The following is a 22,656-nucleotide window of genomic DNA, read 5'->3' on the forward strand; positions in this document are numbered from 1 at the left end:
GGCCGGCGCAGCGCGATCAGGGGCGGTCCGGTCCGCCCGGTGCTGTCGGACGCCGGGCCTATGCTGACCGTCCACCCGCCGACGGGAGGCCGCCCGTGCCCTTACGTCTCAGCCGCGCCGAGGCCCTCGCCCTGCGGATGACCAGCCTGCTGCTGCGCCCGCATCCCGTCGCCCGGCTCGCTCGCGTGGCCGACGTGGTCGAGTGGTTCGGCGCCATGCAGGCACAGGACGCCGCCAGCGGGCTGTGGTCGCTCGGCGCACGCCTGCCCGGCCGGACCCAGGACGACGTGCGGGCGGCGCTGGAGCGGCGCGAGGCGCTGCGCACCTGGCCGATGCGGGGCACGGTGCACCTGGTGCCGGCGCGCGACGCGCACTGGATGCTGGCGGTCACCGGCGTGCGGGCGCTGGCCACCGTCGCCGGCCGCTGGCGTCAGCTCGGGCTCACCGTCGCCGACGGCGACCAGGCCGGCGACGTGCTCGGCGAGGCGCTGTCCGGCGGCGGTCGGCTCAGCCGCACCGACTGCCTGGCCGCGCTGCGCGACGCCGGGCTGGACACCTCCGGCCAGCGCGGCTACCACCTGCTCTGGTACGCCAGCCAGCGCGGCATCACCTGCATCGCCCCGCACGTCGGCGCCGAGCAGACGTTCGTGCTGCTCGACGAGTGGGTGCCCGACCCGCACCGCCCGGAGCGGGACGAGGCGCTGGCGATGCTGGCCCACCGCTACGTGCGCGGCCACGGTCCGGTGACCCGGCACGAGCTGGCCCGCTGGAGCGGGCTCACCGTCACCGACGCCACCCGGGCCGTCGCGCTGGCCGGTGACCTGCTCGCGCCGGTCGAGGTCGACGGCGAGGCGGCGGTGGTCGACGCCGCGCTGCTCGACGCGCCCCGCGCGCCGGTCGACGACGTGCACACGCTGCCCGGTTTCGACGAGTACCTGCTCGGCTTCAAGGACCGTTCGCTGATGCTCGACCCGGCGCACGGCGACGCCGTGGTGCCCGGCAACAACGGGATGTTCCAGTCCACGGTCGTGCGCGACGGCCGGGTGGTCGGCACCTGGAAGCGCACGCTGGGCAGGAGCGCGGTGACCGTGACGGTGCGGCAGCTCGTGCCGTTCGACGCCGCGTTGCGCGCCCGGGTCGACGCGGCCCTGGCCGGCTACGCCCGCTTCCTCGGGCTGGAGCTGCGCCACTCCTGGTGAGCGGCAGCCGAACGTCCCGCCGCCCACCCCGGATCACGCCGATCTCGGGCCCCTTCGCCCGCGCTCGGGCCGCCGATCTTGGAGTTGTGGTTCCCGGTTCACACCCTTCCGACCCGGTTTGCAAGGTGCCACAACTCCATGATCGGCGGAATTGCCGCAGGGCGGTGCGCCATCGACACCAGACCTGGGAACGCGGCGCTCGCTCTTGAGGCGGACAGCCCCGCCCCGATCCCGGGTTGCGACGATCTTGGGGTTGTGGTTCCTGTTTCGCGGTGATTCGACAGGATTGCGAGAAGGAGGAGGGCCGGGGACGGGCAGCGCAAGGGCCGGCGACGGAAAGCCACCGGCCCTTGCGCGTGAGCGTGCTCAGTCGGCCAGCGCGCCGGCCGCCCGGCCCTCGTGCAGGGTCAGGTTACGGCCGCTGCCCGGGTCGAACAGGTGGATCTTCTCCAGGTTGAACCACACCCGGCGGGTCTCGCCCTCGCGCACCGGCGACTCCGCCGACAGGCGGGTCACCAGGCTCGACCCGGCCCCGGCGAAGTCGGAGGCGCCCGCGTCGGCGGCCAGCTCCTCCAGCTCGGCGGCGCTGGCCCGCTCCCCCTCGACGGTGAAGTAGACGTACTTGTCCGACCCCATCGACTCGACGATGTCGACCGGCGCCTCGAACTCCAGGCCCCGGGCCCGGGTCTCGTCGTCGATCAGCGCGGCGTCCTCGAAGTGCTCCGGCCGGACGCCGAGGATCAGCTCGCGGGGCGCGTCGCCGGCCTCCAGCTCGCGGCGGATCCGCTCGCCGATCGGCACGTCACCCAGCGCGGTGCGCAGCCGCCCCTCCTCCACCGCGGCGTGCAAGAAGTTCATCGACGGGGAGCCGATGAACCCGGCGACGAAGAGGTTGCGCGGGTTGTCGTACAGCTCCTGCGGCGGGCCGACCTGCTGCACCGCGCCACCGCGCATGATGACCACCCGGTCGCCCAGGGTCATCGCCTCGGTCTGGTCGTGGGTCACGTAGACCGTGGTGGTGCCGAGCTGCTTCTGCAGCCGGGACACGACGGTCCGCATCTGCACCCGCAGCTTGGCGTCCAGGTTGGACAGCGGCTCGTCCATCAGGAACGCCTTGGGCTGGCGCACGATCGCCCGACCCATCGCCACCCGCTGCCGCTGGCCGCCGGAGAGGTTGGCCGGCTTGCGGTCCAGCAGCGCGGTCAGCTCCAGCACCTTGGCGGCCTCGTCGACCTTCTGGTTGATGGTCTCCTTGTCCATCTTCGCCAACCGCAGCGGGAACGCCATGTTCTCCCGCACGGTCATGTTCGGGTAGAGCGCGTACGACTGGAAGACCATGGCGATGTCCCGGTCCCGGGGCGCCTTGTCGTTGACCCGCTGCCCCGCGATGCGCAGCTCACCGGAGCTGATGTCCTCCAGCCCGGCGATCATGTTGAGGGTGGTCGACTTTCCGCAGCCCGAGGGGCCGACCAGGATGACGAACTCGCCGTCGGCGATCTCCAGGTCGACGTCCCGCACCGCGGTGGTCCCGTCCGGGAACCGCTTGCTCACCTTGTCCAGCACGATGTCAGCCACTGTTACCACCTATCCCTTGACTGCGCCGGAGGTCAGACCGGAGACGATGCGGCGCTGGAAGAAGAGCACGAACAGGATGATCGGCACGGTGATCACCACGGCGGCGGCGCAGATCGCCCCGGTGGGGTCCTCGAACTGCGACTCGCCGGTGAAGAACTGCAGGGCCACCGGGACCGTGCGGGACCGCTCGGTCGAGGTGAGCGTGATCGCGAACAGGAAGTCGTTCCAGCAGAAGATGAAGACCAGGATGGCCGTGGTGAACACGCCCGGCGCGGCCAGCGGGGCGATCACCCGCCGGAACGCCTGCCCCTGGGTGGCGCCGTCCATCTTGGCCGCCTTCTCCAGGTCCCACGGGATCTGCTTGAAGAACGCCGACAGCGTGTAGATCGCCAGCGGCAGCGCGAACGTGATGTACGGCAGGATCAGGCCGGGCCAGGTGTCGAAGAGGCCGAGCTGACGCTCGATCTCGAACAGCGGCGACACCAGTGACACCTGCGGGAACATCGCGATCAGCAGGGACACCCCGACCAGCAGCTTCTTGCCCGGGAAGTCCAGCCGGGAGATCGCGTACGCGGCCATCGTGCCGAGCACCACCGCGATCAGGGTGGCGATCAGCGCGATGCCGATCGAGTTGACCAGGGCCCGGACGAACTGGTCGGTGTCGAAGATCGTCCGGTAGTTGTCGAGGGTCCACTCCCGCGGCCAGAACTTGCCGTCGGTGAGCGTGGCCGGGGTCTTGAACGACAGCGAGGCGATCCAGAGCACCGGCACCAGCGCGAAGACGACGACCACGAGGTCGAGCACGCCCCAACGCAGCTTCGCCCGTGTGGTGGTTTCCACGGCCATGTCAGCGCCTCTCCCCATCGTCGCTGCCGGGGGCAGCGGTGCCGAACAGCTTCACGAAGACGAAGGCGATGATCGCCACGGTGATGAAGATCAGCACCGACATCGTGGAGCCGATCCCGAGGTTGAGGCCCCGGATCAGGTTGTTGTAGGCGAGCATCGACACCGACGAGGTCTCGTTGCCGCCGTTGGTGAGCACGAAGATGTTGTCGAAGACCCGGAACGCGTCGAGCGTGCGGAACAGCAGCGCGACCAGGATCGCCGGCTTCATCACCGGCAGCATCACCTTGGTGAACCGCTGCCACGCCGTCGCGCCGTCGGTGGAGGCCGCCTTGAGCAGGTCCTCCGGCACCAGCGCCAGCCCGGCCATCAGCAGCAGCGCCATGAACGGGGTGGTCTTCCAGATCTCCGCCAGCATGATGATCGCCAGCGAGCTGGCCCGCTCGGTCAGCGGCGCGCTGCCGTCGAACAGGTTCGCCAGGTAGCCGGTGCCGGGCGTCCAGGCGTACCGCCAGGAGAACGCCGCGACCACCGTGACGATGCCGTACGGGATCAGCGCCGCGGTGCGCACGATGCCGCGCCCGACCAGCGTCCGGTGCATGATCAGCGCCAGGCCCATGCCGAGCGCCAGTTCGACCGCGACGGTGACCACGGTGATCAGGGCGGTCACCCCGAACGCGGTCCACCAGAAGTCGTTGCTCAGCACGGTGACGTAGTTCTCCAGCCCGACGAACTGCCGCTCGTCCGGGAACCGCAGGTCGAAGCGTTGCAGGGAGAGCCAGACCGAGTACAGGATCGGGTACGCGGTGACCGCCACCATGACCAGGGCGGCCGGCGCGCACAGCAGCCAGCCGAGCCGCCGCTCGGCGCGCTTGTTCTCGCTCAACGGGGCGCGGGAGCCGCGTCGGGCCCGCTGGGCCGGCACGGCGGCGTGCCGGCCGGTCGACTCCTCCGCCTCGACGGCGGCCTCGGCGCCGGCCGGGCTCGCGTTCACGCTCATGGCAGAACCCCCTTCGACTCCAGCGCGTCGGCGATCGCCCCGCGCAGTCGGTCGGCGGTCTGCTCGGGCTGGATCGCCGACGGCGGCGACAGGATCGCCGACATCACCGTGGAGATGCTCTGGTACGCGGGCGTCAGCGGTCGCACCGCCGGCTCCTTCAGCTCCTCCAGGATGGTTTCCTTCATCGGGTACGCCTCGTCCATCTCCGGGTCGTCGTAGACCGCCTCGATGGTCGGGGGGACGCCGTCGTTGACCGCAGAGAACTTCTGGTGCTCGGCGTTGCGCAGGCACCGGGCCACCTCGAACGACTCGGTCGGGTGCTTCGAGTAGGTGCTGACCGCCAGGTTGATCCCGCCGATGGTCACCTTGCTCGGGGAGCCCGCCTCGATCCCCGGCACCCGCGCCCACTTCACGTTCTTCGCCAGCTCCGGGGCGGCCTCCTGCAGGGCCGGATACACGTACGGCCAGTTCACCTGGAACGCGCCGCCGCCGGACTGGAACTCCAGCCGCACCGGGTCCTCGACGGCGTTGCTGAACGACGCCGAGGTCACGCCGGAGGTAGCGAACGTCTTGAGCTGCTCCAGCGCGCGCACGGTCCCGGCGTCCATCACCGCCTTCTTGCCGTCGTCGCTGAGGATCTTCCCGCCGGCGCTCTCGGCCAGCGTGTTGTAGAGGACGACCAGCCCTTCGTACTGGGCGCCCATGGTGAGCACCTGGTACGGCTTGCCCTGCTGCTTGAGCTGCTGGGCCGCGGAGATCATCTCGTCCCAGGTCTTCGGCGGTTGCGACACCAGGTCGGACCGGTACCAGAGCAGCTGCACGTTGGTGTTCTTCGGCGCGGCGTAGAGCCTGTCCTCGTACCGGGCGGTGTCCAGCGGGCCCTCGAGCGTGCCCTGCTCCACCTCGGCCTTGTCCTGGCCGGTCCACTCCCGGATCCACTCGGCGCTGGCGAACTCCTGGGTCCAGGTGACGTCCAGGCCGAGCACGTCCATGCCGGTGTCCTGCGCCGCCAGCCGGCGCACCATCTGCACCCGCTGCTCGTCGGCCTCCCGCGGCAGCACCCGGTAGGAGATCCGGTACCGCCCCTGCGCCTGCGCGTTGCAGTCGTCGACCACCTTCTGCAGGTTCTGCTCGGGCGGGTAGTACAGGTTGATCGTGGGCGTGCCGCCGTCGCCGCCGGACCCGCAGGCAGCCAGCGGGGCCACCAACGCCAGCGCGGCGGCGGCGGCCGCCGCGCGTCTCACCGGCCGCCGTGCGGCCGTGTCGGGGACTGTCGTCATCACCCTCCCCCTCTCTTCGGCGAAGAACCGGGGAGGTCACCCGTGCCCCGGCGCACGGCGAGACGGTCGAGGCACCGGCCTGTCCGCCCGACGCCCCGGGCGTTTCGTGCGGCTGAACGTGCCCGACCTGCGACGAAGCGAAACATGACGGTCACGTGACGGTGACCGCCGCGCTGCGGGCCGGCGCCCCCCGCCCTAGGTTGGGGTGATGGACGCCACCTTCTTCTTCGATCCGGTGTGCCCGTGGACCTGGCGCACCTCCCGCTGGCTGGTCGCCGTCGCCGAGGCGCGCGGGCTGGGCGTCGAGTGGCGGGCGTTCAGCCTGGCCATCCTCAACGGGGGGCAGACCGCCCCGGAGTACGCCGAGGCGATGGCGGCCTCCGGGCGGGTGCTGCGGCTGGTGGAGGCGCTGCGCGCGCAGGGCCGCCACCACGACGCGGGCCGCCTGTACACGGAGCTGGGCACGCGCAGCCACGACGCCGGCGACCCGCTCGGCGACCGCGTCGTCGCGGCGGCGGTGGACGCGGCCGGCCTGGCGGACGTGGCGCCGGCGCTCGACGACGAGAGCTGGGACGAGGCGGTCCACGCGTCGCACGCCCTGGCGTACGGCTCGGCCGGCCCGGACATCGGTTCGCCGGTGCTGATGGTGCCGGACGCCCGCCGGGGCATCCACGGCCCGATCCTGACCGAGGTCCCCGGCGTCGAGGACGCCGTGACGATCTGGGACTCGATGCTGCCGCTGCTGCGTCTGGAGACGTTCCACGAGCTGAAGCGCGCGCGCCGCTGACCGCCGTCCCACTCCGTGAGCGGGGAGACTACCCAGCGTCAGTCGACTCGACTAGCGTTTCCCTAGCTCCGTAGCCAGCGCGTCGCCGCCGATGTCGATACGCCGCCGGCCGTCCCCCACCGCCCGCCCGATCGGTTGGTTCTCGCGGGAACTGCCGTCTGCTCGCGTACCGGTTGGGCAGGATTCCCCCCGAGGAGGTGCCGTCGTGCAGGACACCCGCGCTCTCGCCCTGACGTTCGAGGTGAGCGGCCTGCCCCCGGTCAAGACCGAGGCCCTGTCCATCTTCGCCGCCGGGCACCGGCAGGCGACGAGGGTCCGCGCGCTGCTCCAGGCCGCCTGCACGGCGGCCCAGCGCACCGGGTGGACCCCGCTCGCCGGTCCGATCGAGGTGGACCTGACCCTGCGTTGCCCGCCCGGGCACCGCACCTCCGACGCCAGCACGTTGCTCGGCGGGGTGTGCGCGGTGCTGCAGGACAAGAAGCGGGTGGCCAACATCGGCCTCGCCCACCTCGGGGTGCTGGTCGACGTCGCCCTCTGGGCCGACGACCGGCAGATCCGCCGGCTGTCGTACGCCGAGGAGCCGGCGGAGGAGTTCTCCTACCAGGTCCGGGTCGCGGCCGTACCGACGATGGTTTGACCGACGCCCGCGGTGGGGTACCGCGGACGCCGACGAAGGGAGCGCCGATGTCGGAGCCACATGTCACGCTCGATCCGAGCGGGCTCGACCCTGTGCAGCAGAAGCTGCGCGGCCCGCTGGAGGATCAGCTGACCTCGGCCCTGCAGGCGGCCGCCGACCGGGTCCGTGCCAGCTACGCGGGCGAGCCGGTCGAGGACGTCTGCCGTCGGTTGCTCGACGAGACCCGCGCCGGCCTGCACCCGGACATCGCCGCCGGCTTCCAGCCCGACATGGACGAGTTCTGTCGGGTCGCGGTGGCGATCGTCCGGGGCGAGGCCGGCTGAGCCGGCGGTCCCGCCGGCGAAGGTGAGTACGCGTACCGATGGCGGACGCGCGCGGGGCGACGAGAATTCTCCGCGTGCGAACTCGAATCGTGGTCGTCCTCGCCACCGTCGGGCTGAGCGTGCTCATGCTCACCACCGGGTGCTCCTACCGGGAGAGCATCTGCGCCGACGGTGAGTACCCGGTCATCGCGGTCGGCCCGGGCGGCGGCCGGGCGTGTCTCCCCGACGGGGAGGAGCCGACCGCCCCGTACGTGCGCTTCCCGCCGGACAAGGTGCCGCGGCACGTCGACGACGAGTGGGACGTCTACTGGCGGACCCACGGCATCGACGAGAACGGCGCCGTCATCGAGACCTGAGCCGACCGGCGGGTCCGGCGGTCAGGCCCGCCGGACGTCGACGGAGACGACGTGGGTGCCGTCCGGCCGGGTCGACTCGCTTAGCCGCACCGGCAACCGCCCACCGTCCGGCGGCCGCAGGCCGAGCCCGAAGCTCAGGTGCCCCTCGAAGTCGCCGGCCGCCGCCCATCCGAGCAGCGTCGGGTAGCCGATCGCCGCCGGCGGCACGTCGGCCGTCCCACCGCCCCGGGCGTCGTGCGCCTGCGCCGGTTCGAACCGCACCGACAGGTACGCCGTGCCGGGCAGGGTGACCGGCGCGCCACGCCCTTCGGTCACCACCTGCGGGACGTAGCCGACCTGGTACGACGGGGTGGGCCCGCGGAAGGCGAAGGTGATCCGGCTGAACCCCTCCGCGGGGTGGTCGCCGGTCTGCACCGACACCAGCACGGGCAGCGGTTCGCCGGGGGCCGGGGTCACCGGGACGCGCACCGGATGCGTCACCCGGGCGGGCGAGCCGGGCACCGCCCAGCCCCAGGTCACCCGCCAGGAACCGGCGGTCGCCGACGGGTCGGTCGCGGTGGGTGGGGTGGTCGCCGCGGGAGGGGACGCGGCGGCGGTCGTGACCGGCGACGCCGCGGTGGCGGACGTCGCCGGGGGCGCCGGGTTCGCGCCGTCGTGGCCGGTCGAGGTGCAGGCCGCCGCGAGCAGCACGACCAGCCCGGCGAGCAGCGGTACGCGCTGAGGTGTCATGACTCAGTGTCGCTCCGTGACCGGCGCGCGCACCAGAGGCGTCCCGCCCGGATTCCGGTCGGCCGGACGGGTCAGGACCGGGTCCGCAACTCCCCGGCCCTGACCCCGGCCGTCCGGCGTGGTAACGGTCTACGCCGTGGGAACACGACGGGCGTGGCACGCCGCCCACGCCGGGCTCCGCACGGCGAGCCGGTCTGCCCGCACTCAGCTCCACGGTGCTCACACCACCGGACTCCGGTGCGCCCCCGACTCACCCCGACGAGGCGTGGACGCCGGCTCAGGTTAGGCAGGTCCGCGCAGGTCGGACAAGCTTCGACCGCACCCCTGCGGCTGTGATTGATGTCAATGCCGAAATGCGGCATGTCGACGTAACAGGGTCAGCCGACCGGGCGCTGTTCGTCTTCGAGACGCCGACCGCGATCGGCCCGCCGCGGCGGCGCGGACCGGGCCGCCGCCGCGCCGGCGACGAGAGCCAGCGCCCCCAGGTGCAGCACCCGCACGCCGGCCGGGGCGGGGATGGTGGCCGCCGGCAGCCCGGGCAGCAGCAGCGCCCCCAGACCGGTGACCGCCAGGGCCACCCGCCAGAACACGAGCCGGTTCGTCGGCGGCGCGGGCGGGGGCACGCCGTCGAAGATCGCGCCGCGACGCGCGTCGTGCAGCGCCAGGACGACCACCAGCAGGCCGCCGCCGAGGCTGGCGAACACGTCCGCGAACTGCCACCAGTACATCCCGGTCAGGGCGTGGAAGTCCGCGACGCCGAACAGGCGGGGCAGGCGCTCGGTGTGGCTGATCCGGTCCCACGCGACGTGGCTGAACGCGCCGATCAGGGCTGAGCAGACGGTGACCTGCCAGGGATGCCGCACGCCGGCCAACGCGGCGTACTGCGGCCAGCCGAAGAACCTCGGCGCGGGCAGGTGCGCGGCGATGCCGGCGACCACCCGGCGGACGATCCAGGCGTACGCGAGCGCGACCGGCAGGCACCACCAGAGCAGCCCGCCCAGCGTGTGCGTGCGCAGGCCGAGGTCGAGGCGGGTGCCGCTGAACAGGTAGGCGACGTCCGGCGCCACCGCGCCGGTGGCTAGCGCCACCCCGTCGAACCAGTGCGGCCGCCACCGCTTCAGCGGCAGCACCGGCGCGAGGTGCGACGGGAAGGTGAGCGGCACCTGTCGGACGTTACCGGCCGGGTCAGAAGTGCCGGACCAGGTCCGGGAACGTGGCCAGCCGAATCACCCCGGGGTCGGTCGGGTCGAGTTCCTCGTGCTCCAGCACCCAGGTGTTCTCGTTCGGGATGAAGACGGCGTTCATCCCGGCGGCGCGCGCGGGCAGGATGTCCGAGCGCGGGGAGTTGCCGATCATCCACGCCGCCGTCGGGTCGAACGCGTGTTGGCGAGCCAGCCACCGGTAGGTGTCCGCGTCCTTCTCCGCCACGATGTGCGCCGCCCGGAAGTGGTGCAGCAGCCCGCAGGCGTCGAGCTTGCGCTGCTGCTCCTCCCGCTCGCCCTTGGTCAGCAGCAGCAGGTCGTGGCGGGTCGCCAGGTCGTCCAGCGTCTCCGCCACGCCCGGCATCAACTCGACCTGGTGCCCGACCAGCGCCGCCGCGAGCTGCTCGATCTCGGCGCGTTCCGGCCCGGTGGCCGGACGTTCGCGCAGCTTCTCCAGGCACTCGCCCAGGCTGCGCAGGAACACCTTGCTGCCGTAGCCGTGCGCCACGGCGTTGGCCCGCTCGATGTCGTCGAGCACCGCCCGGATCTGCGTCCGGTCCAGGGTGGGGTGGTCGAGCCAGGTGAGGAAGTCGTCGATCACCCGCTCGAAGAGGACGTTGTTCTCCCAGAGCGTGTCGTCGGCGTCGAAGACCAGCACGGCGGCCTCCCGGCGCGGTCGCGTCACACCACCCTCCCCTCGTGGACCCGCACACCCTACTCCGGCCCACCCCGGGCCACACCCGAGTTGAACGGGGCCTCGCCCCACCACCGGTCGGGCACGCGGACCGGCCGTTCGGCGGCCGGTCAGGGGCGGCTACCCGACTGCGGAACGCCTGCTCGGGCGGCATGCTTCGGCGATGACGACCGCATCCGCCCCAGCACCACCGTCCCGCACCCGTCGCCGGCGACGCGCGGTCGTCGCCGTGGCGGCCACGATCGCCGCCGTGGTCGGCGCGCTCCCGACGACTCCGGCGCTCGCCGTCAACGCCGCGCACACCACCGTGGTCGGCGCCGACCCGGTCGACTGGACCCCGCACGCGCTCGACGGCACGGTGAACCGGATCCTGCAGATCGGCAACCGGGTCTACCTCGCCGGCACCTTCACCACGGTCCGCAACGCCGGGCAGTCGGCCCAGCTGGCGATGCCCCGGCTGGTGGCCCTCGACGCGACCACCGGTCGGATCGACACCACGTTCCGGCCGCGGGTCAACGGCGCGGTGCGGGCGCTGGCCGCCGCCCCGGACGGCCGCTCGCTCTACGTCGGTGGCGCGTTCACCACCGTCGGCGGCGTGGCCGCGTCCCGGCTGGCCCGAATCGACGCGGCCACCGGCGCCCGGGTCGCCGGGTTCACCCCGCCGGCCCTCAACAACCAGGTCAACGACGTACGCCTGGTCGGCGGTCGGCTGGTCGTCGGCGGCGCGTTCCAGACCGTCGGCGGGGTGACCCGGCGTGGCCTGGCGGCGGTGGACGCCACCACCGGCGCCGCGGACCCGTCGGTGGACCTGCGCCTGGCCGGACCCCGGGTGACCAGCTCCGGGGCGACCGCGCCGGTCAAGGTCGAGGCGCTGGACGTTTCCCCCGACGGCCGGAAGCTGGTCCTCGCCGGCAACTTCAGCACCGTGGCGGGCGTGGCGCGGCACCAGCTCGCGGTGGCCGACCTGACCGCCGCCGGGGCCACGCTCTCCGGCTGGTCCACCGACCGCTACCAGCCGCCGTGCGCCAGGACGATGCCCGCCTACCTGCGCGGCGTCGACATCGCGCCGGACGGCAGCTGGTTCGTCGTGGTCACCACCGGCGGGCCGTTCCCCGGCACGCTCTGCGACACCGCGGCCCGGTTCGAGTTCGGCGCCGCCACCGCCGGCAAGCAGCCGACCTGGGCCAACTACACCGGCGGCGACACGCTGCTCTCGGTGGCGGTCACCGGCGCCGCGGTCTACGTGGGCGGGCACCAGCGCTGGCTGGACAACCCCCTGGGCCGCAACTCCGCCGGCGCCGGCGCGGTGTCCCGGCCCGGCATCGGCGCGATCCACCCGACCACCGGCCGGGCGCTGCCGTGGAACCCGACCAAGGCGCGGGGCGTCGGCACCGCCGAGCTGTACGCCACCGACCGGGGCATGTGGGTGGGCAGCGACACCGAGACGTTCGCCCGCGAGTACCACGCCCGGGTGGCGTTCCTCCCGCTGCCCTAGCCGGCGCGGGGCGCGCCGGAGCCGGCGCGTCCCGCGCTCAGCGGCGCAGCGTGAGGATCAGGTCGGCGACCAACGCCGTCCACCCGGTCTGGTGCCAGGCGCCCAGACCGGCGCCGTTGTCGCCGTGGAAGTACTCCGGGAAGCAGATCAGGTCCCGCCAGTCCGGGTGGGTCTGGAACAGCTGCGCGGCGCCGTAGATCGGCCGCCGGCCCCACCCGTCCCGGGTGAACAGCGAGATCAGCCGGGCCGACAGGTCGTCGGCGATCTCGTCGAGGGTGCGCTTGACCCCGGACCGGGTCGGATATTCCACCTGGAGGTCGTCGCCGAAGAACGCGGCGTAGTCGCGCAGCGCGCTGATCAGCAGGAAGTTCGTCGGCATCCAGATCGGGCCGCGCCAGTTGGAGTTGCCGCCGAACAGCCCGCTGGTGGACTCGGCCGGTTCGTAGCCGACGCTGAACTCCTGCCCGCCGAGCGTGACCGTGAACGGCTTGTCCAGGTGGGCGCGGGAGAGCGTGCGCAGGCCGTACTCGGAGAGGAACTCGTCGGTGTCGAGCATCCGGGCCAGCAGCCGCACCACCTGCTCCGGGCCGACCATCGACAGCAGGCGCTGCTGACGGCCGTCCGGGCCGAGCCGGCGGGCGCCGATCACCTCGGCGTACTCGGGACGGTTGGTGAGGAACCAGCGCAGCCGGGCGCCCAGCTCGGGCAGGCGGCGCATGGTCCGGGCGGTGAGCCGGGTCACCGCCGCCAGCGGCAGCAGCCCGACCACCGAGCGCACCTTCAGCGGCACCTGCGTGCCGTCGGCCAGCCGCAGCACGTCGTAGAAGAACGCGTCCTCGTCGTCCCACAGCCCTTGGTCGAACGCGGCCGCGGCGATGTACGCGAAGTGCTCGAAGAACTTCGTCGCGGTGTCGACGTAGGCCCGGTCGTGCTCGGCCAGCACGATCGCCATGTCGAGCAGGTTGAGCGCGTACATGCCCATCCAGCCGGTGCCGTCGGACTGCTCCAGCACCCCGGCCACCGGCAGCGCGGCCGAGCGGTCGAACGGGCCGACGTTGTCCAGCCCGAGGAAGCCGCCCTCGAAGACGTTGTTGCCTCCGGTGTCCTTCCGGTTGACCCACCAGGTGAAGTTGAGCAGCAGCTTGTGCATCACCCGGGCGAGGAACTCGTGGTCCCGCGAGCCGTCGATCTCGAACACCTTCAGCGCGGCCCAGGCGTGCACCGGCGGGTTCACGTCCCCGAACGCCCACTCGTACGCCGGGATCTGGCCGTTGGGGTGCAGGTACCACTCGCGGAGCAGGAGCAGCAGCTGCTCCTTGGCGAAGGCCGGGTCCACCCGGGCGATGGTGACGCAGTGGAAGGCCAGGTCCCAGGCCGCGTACCAGGGGTACTCCCACGGGTCCGGCATGGAGATCACGTCGAAGCTGTTCATGTGCCACCAGGCGCTGTTGCGCCCGTGCCGGCGGCCGGCCGGCGGCGGCGACGAGCCGGGATCGCCCTCCAGCCACCGCTTGACGTCGAAGTGGTAGAACTGCTTGCCCCACATCAGCCCGGCGATCGCCTGACGGGCGACCAGGGCCTCGTCGGCGGTGGCGGCGGCCGGGATCAGGCTGTCGAAGAACCGGTTGGCCTCGGCCCGCCGGGCCCAGAGCACGGTGTCGAAGCCGTCGCCGAGGTCGGCCGGGGCGGGCGGGTCGCCGGCCGGCGGCGGCGCGGTGCGGGTCAGCCGCAGCCGGATCTGCCGCTGCCCGCCGGCCGGCACGTCGAGCACGTAGTGCAGCGCGCCCTTGGTGCCGGTGCGCTCCGGGTTGACGGTGGCGGCGCCGGCCACCACGTGGTCGTTGATGCCGTCCTTCGGGTACGCGGACCGCCCGGCCAGCCCCCACAGCCGCTCGGCGTTGGTCTCGTTGTCGCAGAGCAGCGGGGTCGGGTCGCCGTCGCCCTCCAGCAGCAGCTGGCCCAGCACCCAGTGCTCGCCGACCAGCCGGGAGCCGGAGCCGACCAGCCGCGGGACCCGCTCGCCGCCGGGCAGCCCCCAGGCCCAGGTGTTGCGGAACCAGAGCGTGGGCAGCACGTGCAGGGTGGCGTCCTCGTCACCCCGGTTCGCGACGGTGACCAGGAGGCACATGTCGGTCGGCGACGCCTTGGCGTAGTCGACGGTGACCGCCCAGTACCGGTCGTCGTCGAAGATGCCGGTGTCCACCAGCTCGTACTCGGTGTCGTCCCGGCCGCGCAGCGCGTTCACCGCGACCAGCTCGTCGTACGGGAAGGCGGCCTGCGGGTAGTGGTAGCGCCACCGCATGAAGGAGTGGGTGGGGGTGGAGTCCTCGTACCACCAGTACTCCTTGACGTCCTCGCCGTGGTTGCCGCCGTCGCCGCCGAGGCCGAACATGCGCTCCTTGAGGATCGGGTCCCGCCCGTTCCACAGCGCCAGGCCGAAGCAGAACGTCTGCCGGTCGTCGCAGACGCCCGCCATGCCGTCCTCGTTCCACCGGTAGGCTCGGGACCGCGCATGATCGTGGGGGAAGTAGTCCCAGGCCGTGCCGTGCTCGCTGTAGTCCTCCCGTACCGTCCCCCACGCCCGCTCGGACAGATAGGGGCCCCATGCGCGCCAGTCCTGCTCCCCGGCGTCGGCCTGGGCGAGCCGGTGCCGCTCGGGGTCGGAGGTCGCGGAGGTCGGGCGGTCGGTGATCACCCGCACATCTTCGACGCCTCCGGGGTACTTCTCCACAGCGGCCATTGTCGCCGTGGCATGTCACACCTCGCTGCCGGTGGAGGAAAGTTGATCGACATCCGCTTCGGCCCGCAGGTCTGTGGTGACCTGTCCGCGTCCGCCGGCCGGGAATGGCTGGTCACGGACGGGCGCGGCGGCTACGCCATGGGCACCGTCGCCGGGCTGCGCACCCGCCGCTACCACGGCCTGCTCGTGGTGGCGGGCGAAACACCCGCGTCCCGCAAGGTGGGACTGGCCAGCCTCGACCCGGCGGTGACCCTGCCGTCGGGGCGGCAGGTCCGGCTCGGCGCGCACGAGTGGTCCTCCGGGGTGGTCGACCCGCGCGGCTTCGAGCTGCTGGAACGCTTCGACCTGGCCGACGGGCTGCCGCGCTGGCGGTGGCGGATCGGCGAGGTGGTGATCGAGCGGGAGATCGCCATGACGTACGGCCGGTCGTGCGTCGCCGTGGTGCACCGGCTGGTCTCCGGCGGCCCGGTCCGGCTGGACCTGGCCGCGGCCTGCACCTGGCGGGACGCCCACGGCGAGCGGCGGGCCGACGGTCCGGCGCCCCGGCTGGAGCCGGCGGCCGGCGGCGCGGTGGTCGACGGCGCGTTCCGGCTCGCCGGGCCGGACTGGACGCCGGAGGGCCAGTGGTGGCACGGGGTGCGCCACCGGGAGGAGGCGGTCCGCGGCCTGCACCCGGACGAGGACCTCTGGTACGCCGGTCGGTTCTCCGGCGCGCTGGACGAGCCGGGGGCGACGGTGACAGTGCTGGCCTGGGCGGACGACCTGGCCGAGGAGCCGCCGCCGGCCACCGCCGTCGTCGAGGCGGCCCGGCGGCGCCACCGCGCGGTGGTGGCCGCGGCGAAGCCCGAGGACGCGGTCGAGGCGACGCTCGCGCTGGCCGCCGACGCGTTCGTGGTGCGTGGCGCCACCGGCCCGGACGTGGTGGCCGGCTACCCCTGGTTCGGCGCCTGGTCGCGGGACACGATGATCTCCTACGAGGGGTTGTTCCTCTGCACCGGCCGCGCCGACGAGGGCCGCGAGCTGCTGCGGGCGTACGCGGGCACGCTGTCGGCGGGCATGCTGGCGAACACCGCCGACACCGGCCGGGTCGAGCACAACACGGTCGACGGCACCCTGTGGTTCCTGCACGCGGTCGCCCGGCACGTCACGGTCACCGGCGACACCGACCTCGGCGACGAGCTGCTGCCCGCGCTGCACGGCGTGGTGGAGGCGCACGTGGCCGGCACCCGCTACGGCATCGGCGTCGACCCGGCCGACGGGCTGCTCACCCAGGGCGGCCCGCCGGACGTGGCGCTGACCTGGATGGACGCCCGCGTGTACGGCGTGCCGGTGACCCCGCGCACCGGCAAGCCGGTCGAGGTCAACGCGCTGTGGGTCAACGGGTTGGCCGGGCTCGCCGAGCTGACCGAGCTGGCCGGTCGGGACGCCGGCGCGCTGTGGGACCTGCACTCCCGGGCCATCACGTCGTTCCGCTCCCGCTTCCCCGCGCCGGCCGGCTGGCTGCACGACGTGGTGGACGCCCCGGCGCCCGCCTACCCGCTGGGCGGCGCCGCGCACCACGACGACGACCTGCTGCGCCCCAACCAGCTGCTCGCCTGGTCCCTGCCGTACGCGCCGCTGGAGCCGGACGAGGCCACGCTGCGCCGCGTCGCCGAGGCGCTGGTCACCCCGCTCGGGCCGCGCAGCCTCGCCCCCGACTCCCCCGGTTTCGTCGGGCGGCACCGGGGCGGTCCGGCCGAGCGGGACTCCGCCTACCACCAGGGCACGGTCTGGCCGTGGCTGACCGGGCCGCTGCTGGACGCGTACCGCCGGGCCGGCCTGCCCACCGACGACCTGCTGGTGGGTCTGGAGGGCCACCTCGCCGAGGTGGGCCTCGGCTCGGTCAGCGAGACCGCCGACGGCGCCGCGCCGCACGCCGCCACCGGGTGCCCGTTCCAGGCGTGGTCGGTGGCGGAGCTGCTGCGCGCGCGGCGCGCCCGCCGGTAACGCGTTACAGACCGGCAACCGGCGCGTCGCCGCTGGTTATCGACCCCTGGGCAGGATGGGTGGCGACCCCACCGGAACCCTGCGGCGACGCCGTGGGGCGGGGACACCACAACTCAAAGGGGGCCGCGTGTCAGCTGACGCCGAAGTGATCGACATCCAGCCCGCCCGGCACCTGCGGGTGCTGCTGCTCTCCTGGGAGTACCCACCCGTGCTCGTCGGTGGGCTCGGCCGCCACGTGCACGCGCTCTCCGTCGCCCTGGCCGCCGCCGGGCACGAGGTCACCGTGGTCACCCGGCACGCCGACGGCGTCGGGCTGGAGGAGTACGCCGACGGCGTCCGCATCGTCCGCGCGGCCGAGGACCCGGTCCGGTTCCCGCTGGCCACCGACTCCCTGCTGGCCTGGACGATGGCGTTCAACCACACGCTCACCCGGGCCGCCCTGCGCGCCGCCGGCTCCGGCGGCTACGACGTGATCCACGCCCACGACTGGCTGGTCGCGCACACCGCCGTCACCCTGGCCGAGCACCTCGACGTGCCGCTGGTGACCACCATCCACGCCACCGAGGCCGGCCGGCACCAGGGCTGGCTGCCGGCGGAGATGAACCGCACCATCCACGGCGTCGAGCACTGGCTGAGCAACGCCTCGGCCCGGGTGATCGCCTGCTCCGGTTACATGCGGGAGCAGGTGGCCCGGCTGTTCGACGTGCCGTCCGGCCGGATCGACGTGGTCGCCAACGGCGTGGACGACCGGGCCTGGCGGGCCCGTCCGCACGCGGTCGCCTCGGCCCGGGCGCGCTTCGCCGCCGGCGGGCCGCTGATCGGGTACGCCGGCCGCCTGGTCTACGAGAAGGGCGTGCAGCACCTGGTGCACGCCGTGCCGCACCTGGCCGACCGGCACCCGGGGCTGCGGGTGGTGATCGCCGGGGACGGCCCGTACCGGGACGAGCTGGTCGACCAGGTCGACCGGCTGCGCCTGGGCGACACGGTCCGGTTCGCCGGCTTCCTGGACGCCACCCAGCTCCCGGCGGTGCTCGCCGCCACCGACGCCACGGTGATCCCCAGCCTCTACGAGCCGTTCGGGATGATCGCGCTGGAGGCGGCAGCCGCCGGCGCGCCGCTCGCGGTGGCGCGCACCGGCGGGCTGGCCGAGATCGTCGAACCGGGCGTGACCGGGGTGACCTTCCCGCACGGCGACCCGGACGCGCTGGCCGGCGCGGTCGACCGGCTGCTCGGCGACGAGGTCTTCGCCCGCCGGGTGGCGCGCCGGGCGCGGACCATGGTGACCCGGCGCTACGCCTGGTCGGCCATCGCCGCCCGCACCGCCGGGAGTTACGCCGCCGCCCGCCGGGAGCACCACACGTTCCAGGCCCGCCGGGCCGCCGCGCTGCTGGCCGGCAACCGGTCCGCCATCGCCATTCCGGACGGAAATCTGCTGGCCGGCGCGGCGAGCTAGGGACGCCGCCCCGACGAACGATAGGTACCGTCCGATCCGTTGGCTATTGTGGACCACGACCAGCGGTGAGGAGTGCGGTGCGGGAGGTAGTGATCGCCGGGCGGTACCGCCTGCTCGAGCTGGTCGGCCGCGGCGGGATGGGCCAGGTCTGGCGCGCTCGGGACGAGGAGCTGCACCGCGAGGTGGCGGTGAAGCAGGTGGTGCCGCCGAACTGGCTCGCCGAGCACGAGCGGGACGAGCTGCGCGCGCGCACGCTGCGCGAGGCGCGGACGGCCGCGCGGCTCAGCCACCCCAACGTGGTGCGGGTCTACGACGTGGTCCGGGTCCAGGGCGACCCGTGGCTGATCATGGAGTACGTCCCGTCCCGCTCGCTTCAGGAGATCATCGAGAGCGACGGCCCGCTGCCGCCCCGGCGGGCCGCCGGGATCGGGCTGGCCGTGCTCGCCGCGCTGCGCGCCGCGCACGAGGCCGGGGTGCTGCACCGCGATGTGAAGCCCGCCAACGTGCTGCTGGCCCGCGACGGCCGGGTTCTGCTCACCGACTTCGGGCTGGCCGTGTTCGAGGGCGGCGACGGGGCCATGACCCGTCCCGGGCTGGTCCTGGGCTCCCCGCAGTACGTGGCCCCGGAACGCGCCGCCGAGGGTGCGTCCAGCGTGGAGGCGGACCTGTGGTCGCTGGGCGCCACGCTGCACGCGGCGGTGGAGGGCCGCTCGCCGTACGCCCGCAGCACCGCGATGGCCACGCTGGCCGCGCTGGCCAGCCAGCCCCCGGACCCGGCCCCGCACGCGGGTCCGTTGATGCCGGTGCTGGTCGGGTTGCTGCGCCGCGACCCCCGCAACCGGCTCGGCCACGACGAGACGGCCCGGCTGCTCACCGCCGCCACCGCGCCGGACGCCGACGTGCCGGGCGCCGACGTGGCGGATCGGGCGGCCGCCGGGCGGTCGGCCCGGTCGGCCGGCGAGGCGCCCGGCCGGTCGGCCGGCGCGGACGTGCCGGCGCGGACCGGGTCCGCCGGCGCAGCCGACCCGCCGGGCCGGACCCACGAGCCGGACCGGACCCACGAGCCGGACCGGACCCACGAGCCGGACCGGACCCACGAGCCGGACCGGACCGACGCGGACGGCTGGGACAGCACCGGCACGGCGGCCGGGCCGCCCGTCGACTATCCCGACCTGATGCCGCCCGCCGCCGCCGCGCGCGCCTGGAGTCGGGCGGCCCTGCGCAGCGAATGGGCGCCGCCCGGCGAGGCGGACGCCACCGAGTCGTCGACCGAACCGGTCGAACGGTCCGGGCCGGTCGAACCGGGCCAGCCCGACGGGTCGGCCCGGACGGGTCGTGGCGGGCCGCCCCGGGAGACCACCGACCGTCCGAGCGGCAGCCTCGGCCCCACGGTCCTGACCAGCTTCGTGGACCCGGGCAGCCCGACCGGGCCGGAGGGCCCTCAGGCCCGGGCCGACGCCCTCAGCCCGGTGCACACCGGCGGGCAGGCGTCGCCGCCACCCGGTCCCGCCCCGGTCACCCACAGCGGCCCCGTGGACACCGGCGTGCTGCGCGGCGGCCGTGCGGGAAGCGGCGCGCTCCCCGTACGCCCCGACGACCTCGGTAGGGTGCCCACGCGCGGCGGCGAGGCCGGCCACGGCGGCACATCCGGCGACCCGGTCCTCGGCGGCGGCGTGCGCGCCGGAACCGCTCCCGGTGCTCCCGGGGGCGGTCGGACGGACGGCGGCGCGGGCGCGGCGGCGGCCCGACGCTGGGGCCTGGCGGCGGCGGCCGCGGCGCTGGCCGTGGCCGCCGGGGTCGGCACCGCGCTCGCCGTCACCGACGACCACGCGCACCCGCCGGACGACGACCGGCGCGGCGAGGGCTCCGGCCAGCCCTGGGACCGCCCGCCCGGACCACCCGGCGGGCCCGGCGGCGTGCCGGCCCCGCCGTTCCCCTGCATCCGGCCCGACGTGGCGGGCACCCCCGTGCAGAAGGGCCCGCCACCGGCCGACCCGGCGGTCACCGTGCCCGCCGGCTGGGTCTGGCCGGCCGACACCGGCGGGTTCCACATCGCCCTGCCCGCCGGCTGGCTCCAGCTGCGCTCCGGCGACACCACCTGCTTCCAGGACCCGGCCACCCGTCGCATCCTGGGCGTCGAGCCCTACCCGGGCGGAGACCCGGTCGGCCGGCTGCGGTCGTCCGAGCGGGACCTGACGTCCGCCGGCCGGCTGTTTCAGTACGAGAGGGTGCGGCTGGCCGCCGACGGCGACGGCGCGGAGTGGGAGTGCCGGTGGACCGCGCCGTACGGCGAACGCATGCACGCCTTGCGGGTGCTGCCCGGCGAGGAGGCCGGCTGGACGCTGGGGTGGACCACCTCCGACGCCGACTGGCCCGCCGCCGCCGCGCAGTTCGCGCTGATCCGCGAGAGCATCCGGCCGATCCGGCCCACCCGTACCGCGGGGTGACCGGCAGGCGTCTCATCACCGACAGTCGGGGCCGGCGGGCCGGGCCGGGGCGACATACTTCCTGGTGATCCGGCGGGCGTCACCGGGACGCCCCGGCGCCCCTCCCCAGTGGACCGTCCGGATGATGCCCCGCCGTCGCACGGCCTGACTACAGTGGCGTAGTTTTCTCGATCAAGATCTCTGGGGAGGGCGAGCCGAGATGATGGGACCATCCCACGCGCTGTCCGGCGCGGCGGTGTGGCTGACCGGCTCCTGGGCGCTGGACCAGTTCGCCGACTACCACCAGACGCCGCTGGCACTGGCGGTGGGCACCGCGGTCTGCGCGGGCGGGGCGCTCTTTCCCGACCTCGACCTCTCCGGCAAGGTCACCCGCAACCAGGGCGGCGCCACCGTCGCCCGGACGTTCGGCGTGTTCAGCCTCTTCGTCGCCGAGGTGATGGAGAAGATCTCCCTCGGCGTCTACTACGCCACCAAGCTCAGCAAGGACCCGCGCCGCAACAACGGGCACCGCACGCTGACCCACACGATCCCGTTCACCGTGCTGGTCGGGTGGGGCACCACCGCGCTCTGCGCCCACTACGGCAAGTGGGCGGTGGTCGGCATCCTGTTCTTCATGATCGGCCTGGCGCTGCGCGGGCTCTTCGACGAGTGGGCGGAACGGGCCGGCTGGGTCGTGGTCACGCTGGTGTCCGCCGCCGCGGCCTGGTTCACGTTCGCCAACCTGCCCGGCGACCGGGGCTATCCGATGATCGGCCTCGCCATGGGGGTGGGCTGTTTCGTGCACATCCTCGGCGACATGATCACCCGCGCCGGCGTGCCGATCCTCTGGCCGATCCCGATCAGACGCCGGATGTGGACCATGATCGGGCTGCCCAACAAGATCGCGCTGCGCACCGGCAGCAAGGCCGAGACGGTCGTGCTGCGGGCCGCGCTGACCGTGCTGGCCGTGCTCGCCGCGGTCGGGCTGGTCGCGCCGTCGGTGCTGCAACGCTTCGACATCCAGGTGTGACCGGGGCCTTCCCGGCACCGGTCGAGGACGAGGCGGTGCCGGCGTTCTGGCAGCGGCTCGGGCTGCCCGGCCTGGCCGACGTGCACACCCACTTCCTGCCGCCCCGCCTGCTGGCCAAGGTGTGGGCCTACTTCGACGCGGCCGGCCCGCTGGTCGGCACCGAGTGGCCGATCCGCTACCGCTGGGACGACGACACCCGGGTCGCGTACCTGGGCCGGCTCGGCGTGCGGGCGTTCACCGCGCTGGCGTACCCGCACCGGCCCGGCATGGCCGAGTCGCTGAACCGGTGGACGCTGGACTTCGCGGCGCGTACCCCGGGGTGTCTGCCGTCGGCGACGTTCTTTCCCGAGCCGGACGCCGCCCGGTACGTCGCGGACGCCCTCACCGCCGGCGCCCGGGTGTTCAAGGTGCACGTGCAGGTGGGCGGCTTCCGACCCACCGACCCGGCCCTGGACGCGGTGTGGGGCCTGCTCGCGGACGCCGGCGTGCCGGTGGTCGTGCACGCCGGGCACGCACCGGTGGGCACCGCGCACACCGGGCCGGAGCCGTTCGCCGCGCTGCTCGCCCGGCACCCCCGGCTGGCCACCGTCGTGGCCCACCTCGGCGCGCCCGACTATGTCGCGTTCCTCGACCTGGCCGACCGGTACGCCGAGGTCCGGCTCGACACCACCATGGCCTTCACCTCGTTCTTCGACCGGTTCGTGCCGTTCCCGCCGACGCAGCGACCCCGGCTGCGCGAGCTGGGCCTGGCCGGCAAGGTGCTGCTGGGCAGCGACTTCCCGAACATCCCCTACCCGTACGCCGAGCAGCTCGACGGATTGGCCCGGTTGGACCTGGGCGACGACTGGCTGCGCGCGGTCTGCTGGGGCAACGCGGCCGCGCTGTTCGACCTGGCCTGAGC

General features: G+C 73.9%; 19 protein-coding genes. 11 read left to right on the top strand and 8 right to left on the bottom strand.

Annotation, left to right across the window (positions count from 1 at the left end; translation table 11 throughout):
- Window positions 1–95 precede the first annotated feature (95 nt).
- Complete coding sequence (locus ACN27B_RS30375; RefSeq protein ID WP_422742770.1) at window positions 96–1,199, top strand: winged helix DNA-binding domain-containing protein; 1,104 nt, start codon at window positions 96–98, stop codon at window positions 1,197–1,199.
- 366 nt (window positions 1,200–1,565) lie between these two features.
- Here ACN27B_RS30375 and ACN27B_RS30380 read toward each other — a convergent pair whose 3' ends face one another.
- The 4 genes from ACN27B_RS30380 to ACN27B_RS30395 are packed head-to-tail and all read right to left on the bottom strand — an operon-like array spanning window position 1,566 to window position 5,897.
- A complete protein-coding gene (locus ACN27B_RS30380) occupies window positions 1,566–2,774 on the bottom strand; it encodes an ABC transporter ATP-binding protein (protein ID WP_099164474.1) in 1,209 nt (402 codons plus the stop codon).
- 9 nt (window positions 2,775–2,783) lie between these two features.
- The gene (locus ACN27B_RS30385) at window positions 2,784–3,620 is read right to left on the bottom strand and encodes a carbohydrate ABC transporter permease (RefSeq protein WP_099164473.1); all 837 of its coding nucleotides are present in this window, start codon (window positions 3,618–3,620) and stop codon (window positions 2,784–2,786) included.
- 1 nt (window position 3,621) lies between these two features.
- The gene (locus ACN27B_RS30390) at window positions 3,622–4,617 is read right to left on the bottom strand and encodes a carbohydrate ABC transporter permease (protein WP_422742773.1); all 996 of its coding nucleotides are present in this window, start codon (window positions 4,615–4,617) and stop codon (window positions 3,622–3,624) included.
- Window positions 4,614–5,897, bottom strand: coding sequence for an ABC transporter substrate-binding protein (locus ACN27B_RS30395; protein ID WP_099164471.1), 1,284 nt, complete (start codon window positions 5,895–5,897; stop codon window positions 4,614–4,616). The genes ACN27B_RS30390 and ACN27B_RS30395 overlap by 4 nt, the downstream gene beginning before the upstream one ends.
- 208 nt (window positions 5,898–6,105) lie before the next feature.
- On the opposite strand from ACN27B_RS30395, the gene ACN27B_RS30400 reads away from it, so the two are divergent.
- The 4 genes from ACN27B_RS30400 to ACN27B_RS30415 all read left to right on the top strand — a co-directional run bounded on the left by ACN27B_RS30400 (window position 6,106) and on the right by ACN27B_RS30415 (window position 8,000).
- Complete coding sequence (locus ACN27B_RS30400; RefSeq protein WP_422742775.1) at window positions 6,106–6,684, top strand: DsbA family protein; 579 nt, start codon at window positions 6,106–6,108, stop codon at window positions 6,682–6,684.
- Window positions 6,685–6,889: 205 nt separating this feature from the next.
- On the top strand, window positions 6,890–7,321 hold the full coding sequence (locus tag ACN27B_RS30405) for a hypothetical protein (protein ID WP_091573521.1): 432 nt from the start codon (window positions 6,890–6,892) through the stop codon (window positions 7,319–7,321).
- A 47-nt stretch (window positions 7,322–7,368) separates the two neighbouring features.
- On the top strand, window positions 7,369–7,644 hold the full coding sequence (locus ACN27B_RS30410; protein WP_099164469.1) for a hypothetical protein: 276 nt from the start codon (window positions 7,369–7,371) through the stop codon (window positions 7,642–7,644).
- A 74-nt stretch (window positions 7,645–7,718) separates the two neighbouring features.
- Window positions 7,719–8,000: an SCO0607 family lipoprotein gene (locus ACN27B_RS30415; protein ID WP_422742778.1), complete on the top strand. Its 282-nt coding sequence runs from the start codon at window positions 7,719–7,721 to the stop codon at window positions 7,998–8,000.
- 21 nt (window positions 8,001–8,021) lie between these two features.
- Here ACN27B_RS30415 and ACN27B_RS30420 read toward each other — a convergent pair whose 3' ends face one another.
- The 3 genes from ACN27B_RS30420 to ACN27B_RS30430 form a co-directional block, all read right to left on the bottom strand.
- Window positions 8,022–8,729: an AMIN-like domain-containing (lipo)protein gene (locus tag ACN27B_RS30420; RefSeq protein WP_422742780.1), complete on the bottom strand. Its 708-nt coding sequence runs from the start codon at window positions 8,727–8,729 to the stop codon at window positions 8,022–8,024.
- 377 nt (window positions 8,730–9,106) lie between these two features.
- Window positions 9,107–9,892 carry a DUF4184 family protein gene (locus ACN27B_RS30425; RefSeq protein WP_422742782.1) on the bottom strand — a complete coding sequence of 262 codons (786 nt, stop codon included), beginning with the start codon at window positions 9,890–9,892 and terminating at the stop codon, window positions 9,107–9,109.
- Window positions 9,893–9,914: 22 nt separating this feature from the next.
- Window positions 9,915–10,589, bottom strand: coding sequence for an HAD family hydrolase (locus ACN27B_RS30430; protein ID WP_422746137.1), 675 nt, complete (start codon window positions 10,587–10,589; stop codon window positions 9,915–9,917).
- A gap of 199 nt (window positions 10,590–10,788) precedes the next feature.
- Between ACN27B_RS30430 and ACN27B_RS30435 the strand changes: the two genes are divergently transcribed.
- Window positions 10,789–12,120, top strand: a complete 1,332-nt coding sequence (locus ACN27B_RS30435) for a hypothetical protein (protein WP_422742784.1) — start codon at window positions 10,789–10,791, stop codon at window positions 12,118–12,120.
- A gap of 37 nt (window positions 12,121–12,157) precedes the next feature.
- On the opposite strand, the gene ACN27B_RS30440 is transcribed toward ACN27B_RS30435, so the two are convergent.
- Window positions 12,158–14,860, bottom strand: a complete 2,703-nt coding sequence (locus ACN27B_RS30440; protein WP_422742786.1) for an MGH1-like glycoside hydrolase domain-containing protein — start codon at window positions 14,858–14,860, stop codon at window positions 12,158–12,160.
- 42 nt (window positions 14,861–14,902) lie between these two features.
- Between ACN27B_RS30440 and ACN27B_RS30445 the strand changes: the two genes are divergently transcribed.
- The 5 genes from ACN27B_RS30445 to ACN27B_RS30465 all read left to right on the top strand — a co-directional run bounded on the left by ACN27B_RS30445 (window position 14,903) and on the right by ACN27B_RS30465 (window position 22,654).
- Entirely contained in the window at window positions 14,903–16,846 is a 1,944-nt protein-coding gene (locus ACN27B_RS30445; RefSeq protein WP_422742788.1) for an amylo-alpha-1,6-glucosidase, read from the top strand.
- A gap of 127 nt (window positions 16,847–16,973) precedes the next feature.
- Window positions 16,974–18,299, top strand: a complete 1,326-nt coding sequence (locus ACN27B_RS30450; protein ID WP_172967969.1) for a glycosyltransferase family 4 protein — start codon at window positions 16,974–16,976, stop codon at window positions 18,297–18,299.
- 77 nt (window positions 18,300–18,376) lie between these two features.
- Complete coding sequence (locus ACN27B_RS30455) at window positions 18,377–20,746, top strand: protein kinase domain-containing protein (protein WP_422742791.1); 2,370 nt, start codon at window positions 18,377–18,379, stop codon at window positions 20,744–20,746.
- A gap of 199 nt (window positions 20,747–20,945) precedes the next feature.
- Complete coding sequence (locus ACN27B_RS30460) at window positions 20,946–21,755, top strand: metal-dependent hydrolase (protein WP_091573510.1); 810 nt, start codon at window positions 20,946–20,948, stop codon at window positions 21,753–21,755.
- The gene (locus ACN27B_RS30465; protein WP_253866284.1) at window positions 21,752–22,654 is read left to right on the top strand and encodes an amidohydrolase family protein; all 903 of its coding nucleotides are present in this window, start codon (window positions 21,752–21,754) and stop codon (window positions 22,652–22,654) included. Before ACN27B_RS30460 ends, ACN27B_RS30465 begins: the two co-directional genes overlap by 4 nt.
- Window positions 22,655–22,656 lie beyond the last annotated feature (2 nt).

The organism is Micromonospora sp. WMMD754, from assembly GCF_049315235.1.
GTDB classification, from domain to species: Bacteria; Actinomycetota; Actinomycetes; order Mycobacteriales; family Micromonosporaceae; genus Micromonospora; species Micromonospora sediminicola.

Coding starts and splice junctions, on each gene's coding strand:
- ACN27B_RS30385 (WP_099164473.1), bottom strand. CDS start 3,620: ATGGCCGTGGAAACCACCACACGGGCGAAGCTGCGTTGGGGCGTGCTC.
- ACN27B_RS30390 (WP_422742773.1), bottom strand. CDS start 4,617: ATGAGCGTGAACGCGAGCCCGGCCGGCGCCGAGGCCGCCGTCGAGGCG.
- ACN27B_RS30395 (WP_099164471.1), bottom strand. CDS start 5,897: ATGACGACAGTCCCCGACACGGCCGCACGGCGGCCGGTGAGACGCGCG.
- ACN27B_RS30400 (WP_422742775.1), top strand. CDS start 6,106: ATGGACGCCACCTTCTTCTTCGATCCGGTGTGCCCGTGGACCTGGCGC.
- ACN27B_RS30410 (WP_099164469.1), top strand. CDS start 7,369: ATGTCGGAGCCACATGTCACGCTCGATCCGAGCGGGCTCGACCCTGTG.
- ACN27B_RS30420 (WP_422742780.1), bottom strand. CDS start 8,729: ATGACACCTCAGCGCGTACCGCTGCTCGCCGGGCTGGTCGTGCTGCTC.
- ACN27B_RS30435 (WP_422742784.1), top strand. CDS start 10,789: ATGACGACCGCATCCGCCCCAGCACCACCGTCCCGCACCCGTCGCCGG.
- ACN27B_RS30440 (WP_422742786.1), bottom strand. CDS start 14,860: ATGGCCGCTGTGGAGAAGTACCCCGGAGGCGTCGAAGATGTGCGGGTG.
- ACN27B_RS30460 (WP_091573510.1), top strand. CDS start 20,946: ATGATGGGACCATCCCACGCGCTGTCCGGCGCGGCGGTGTGGCTGACC.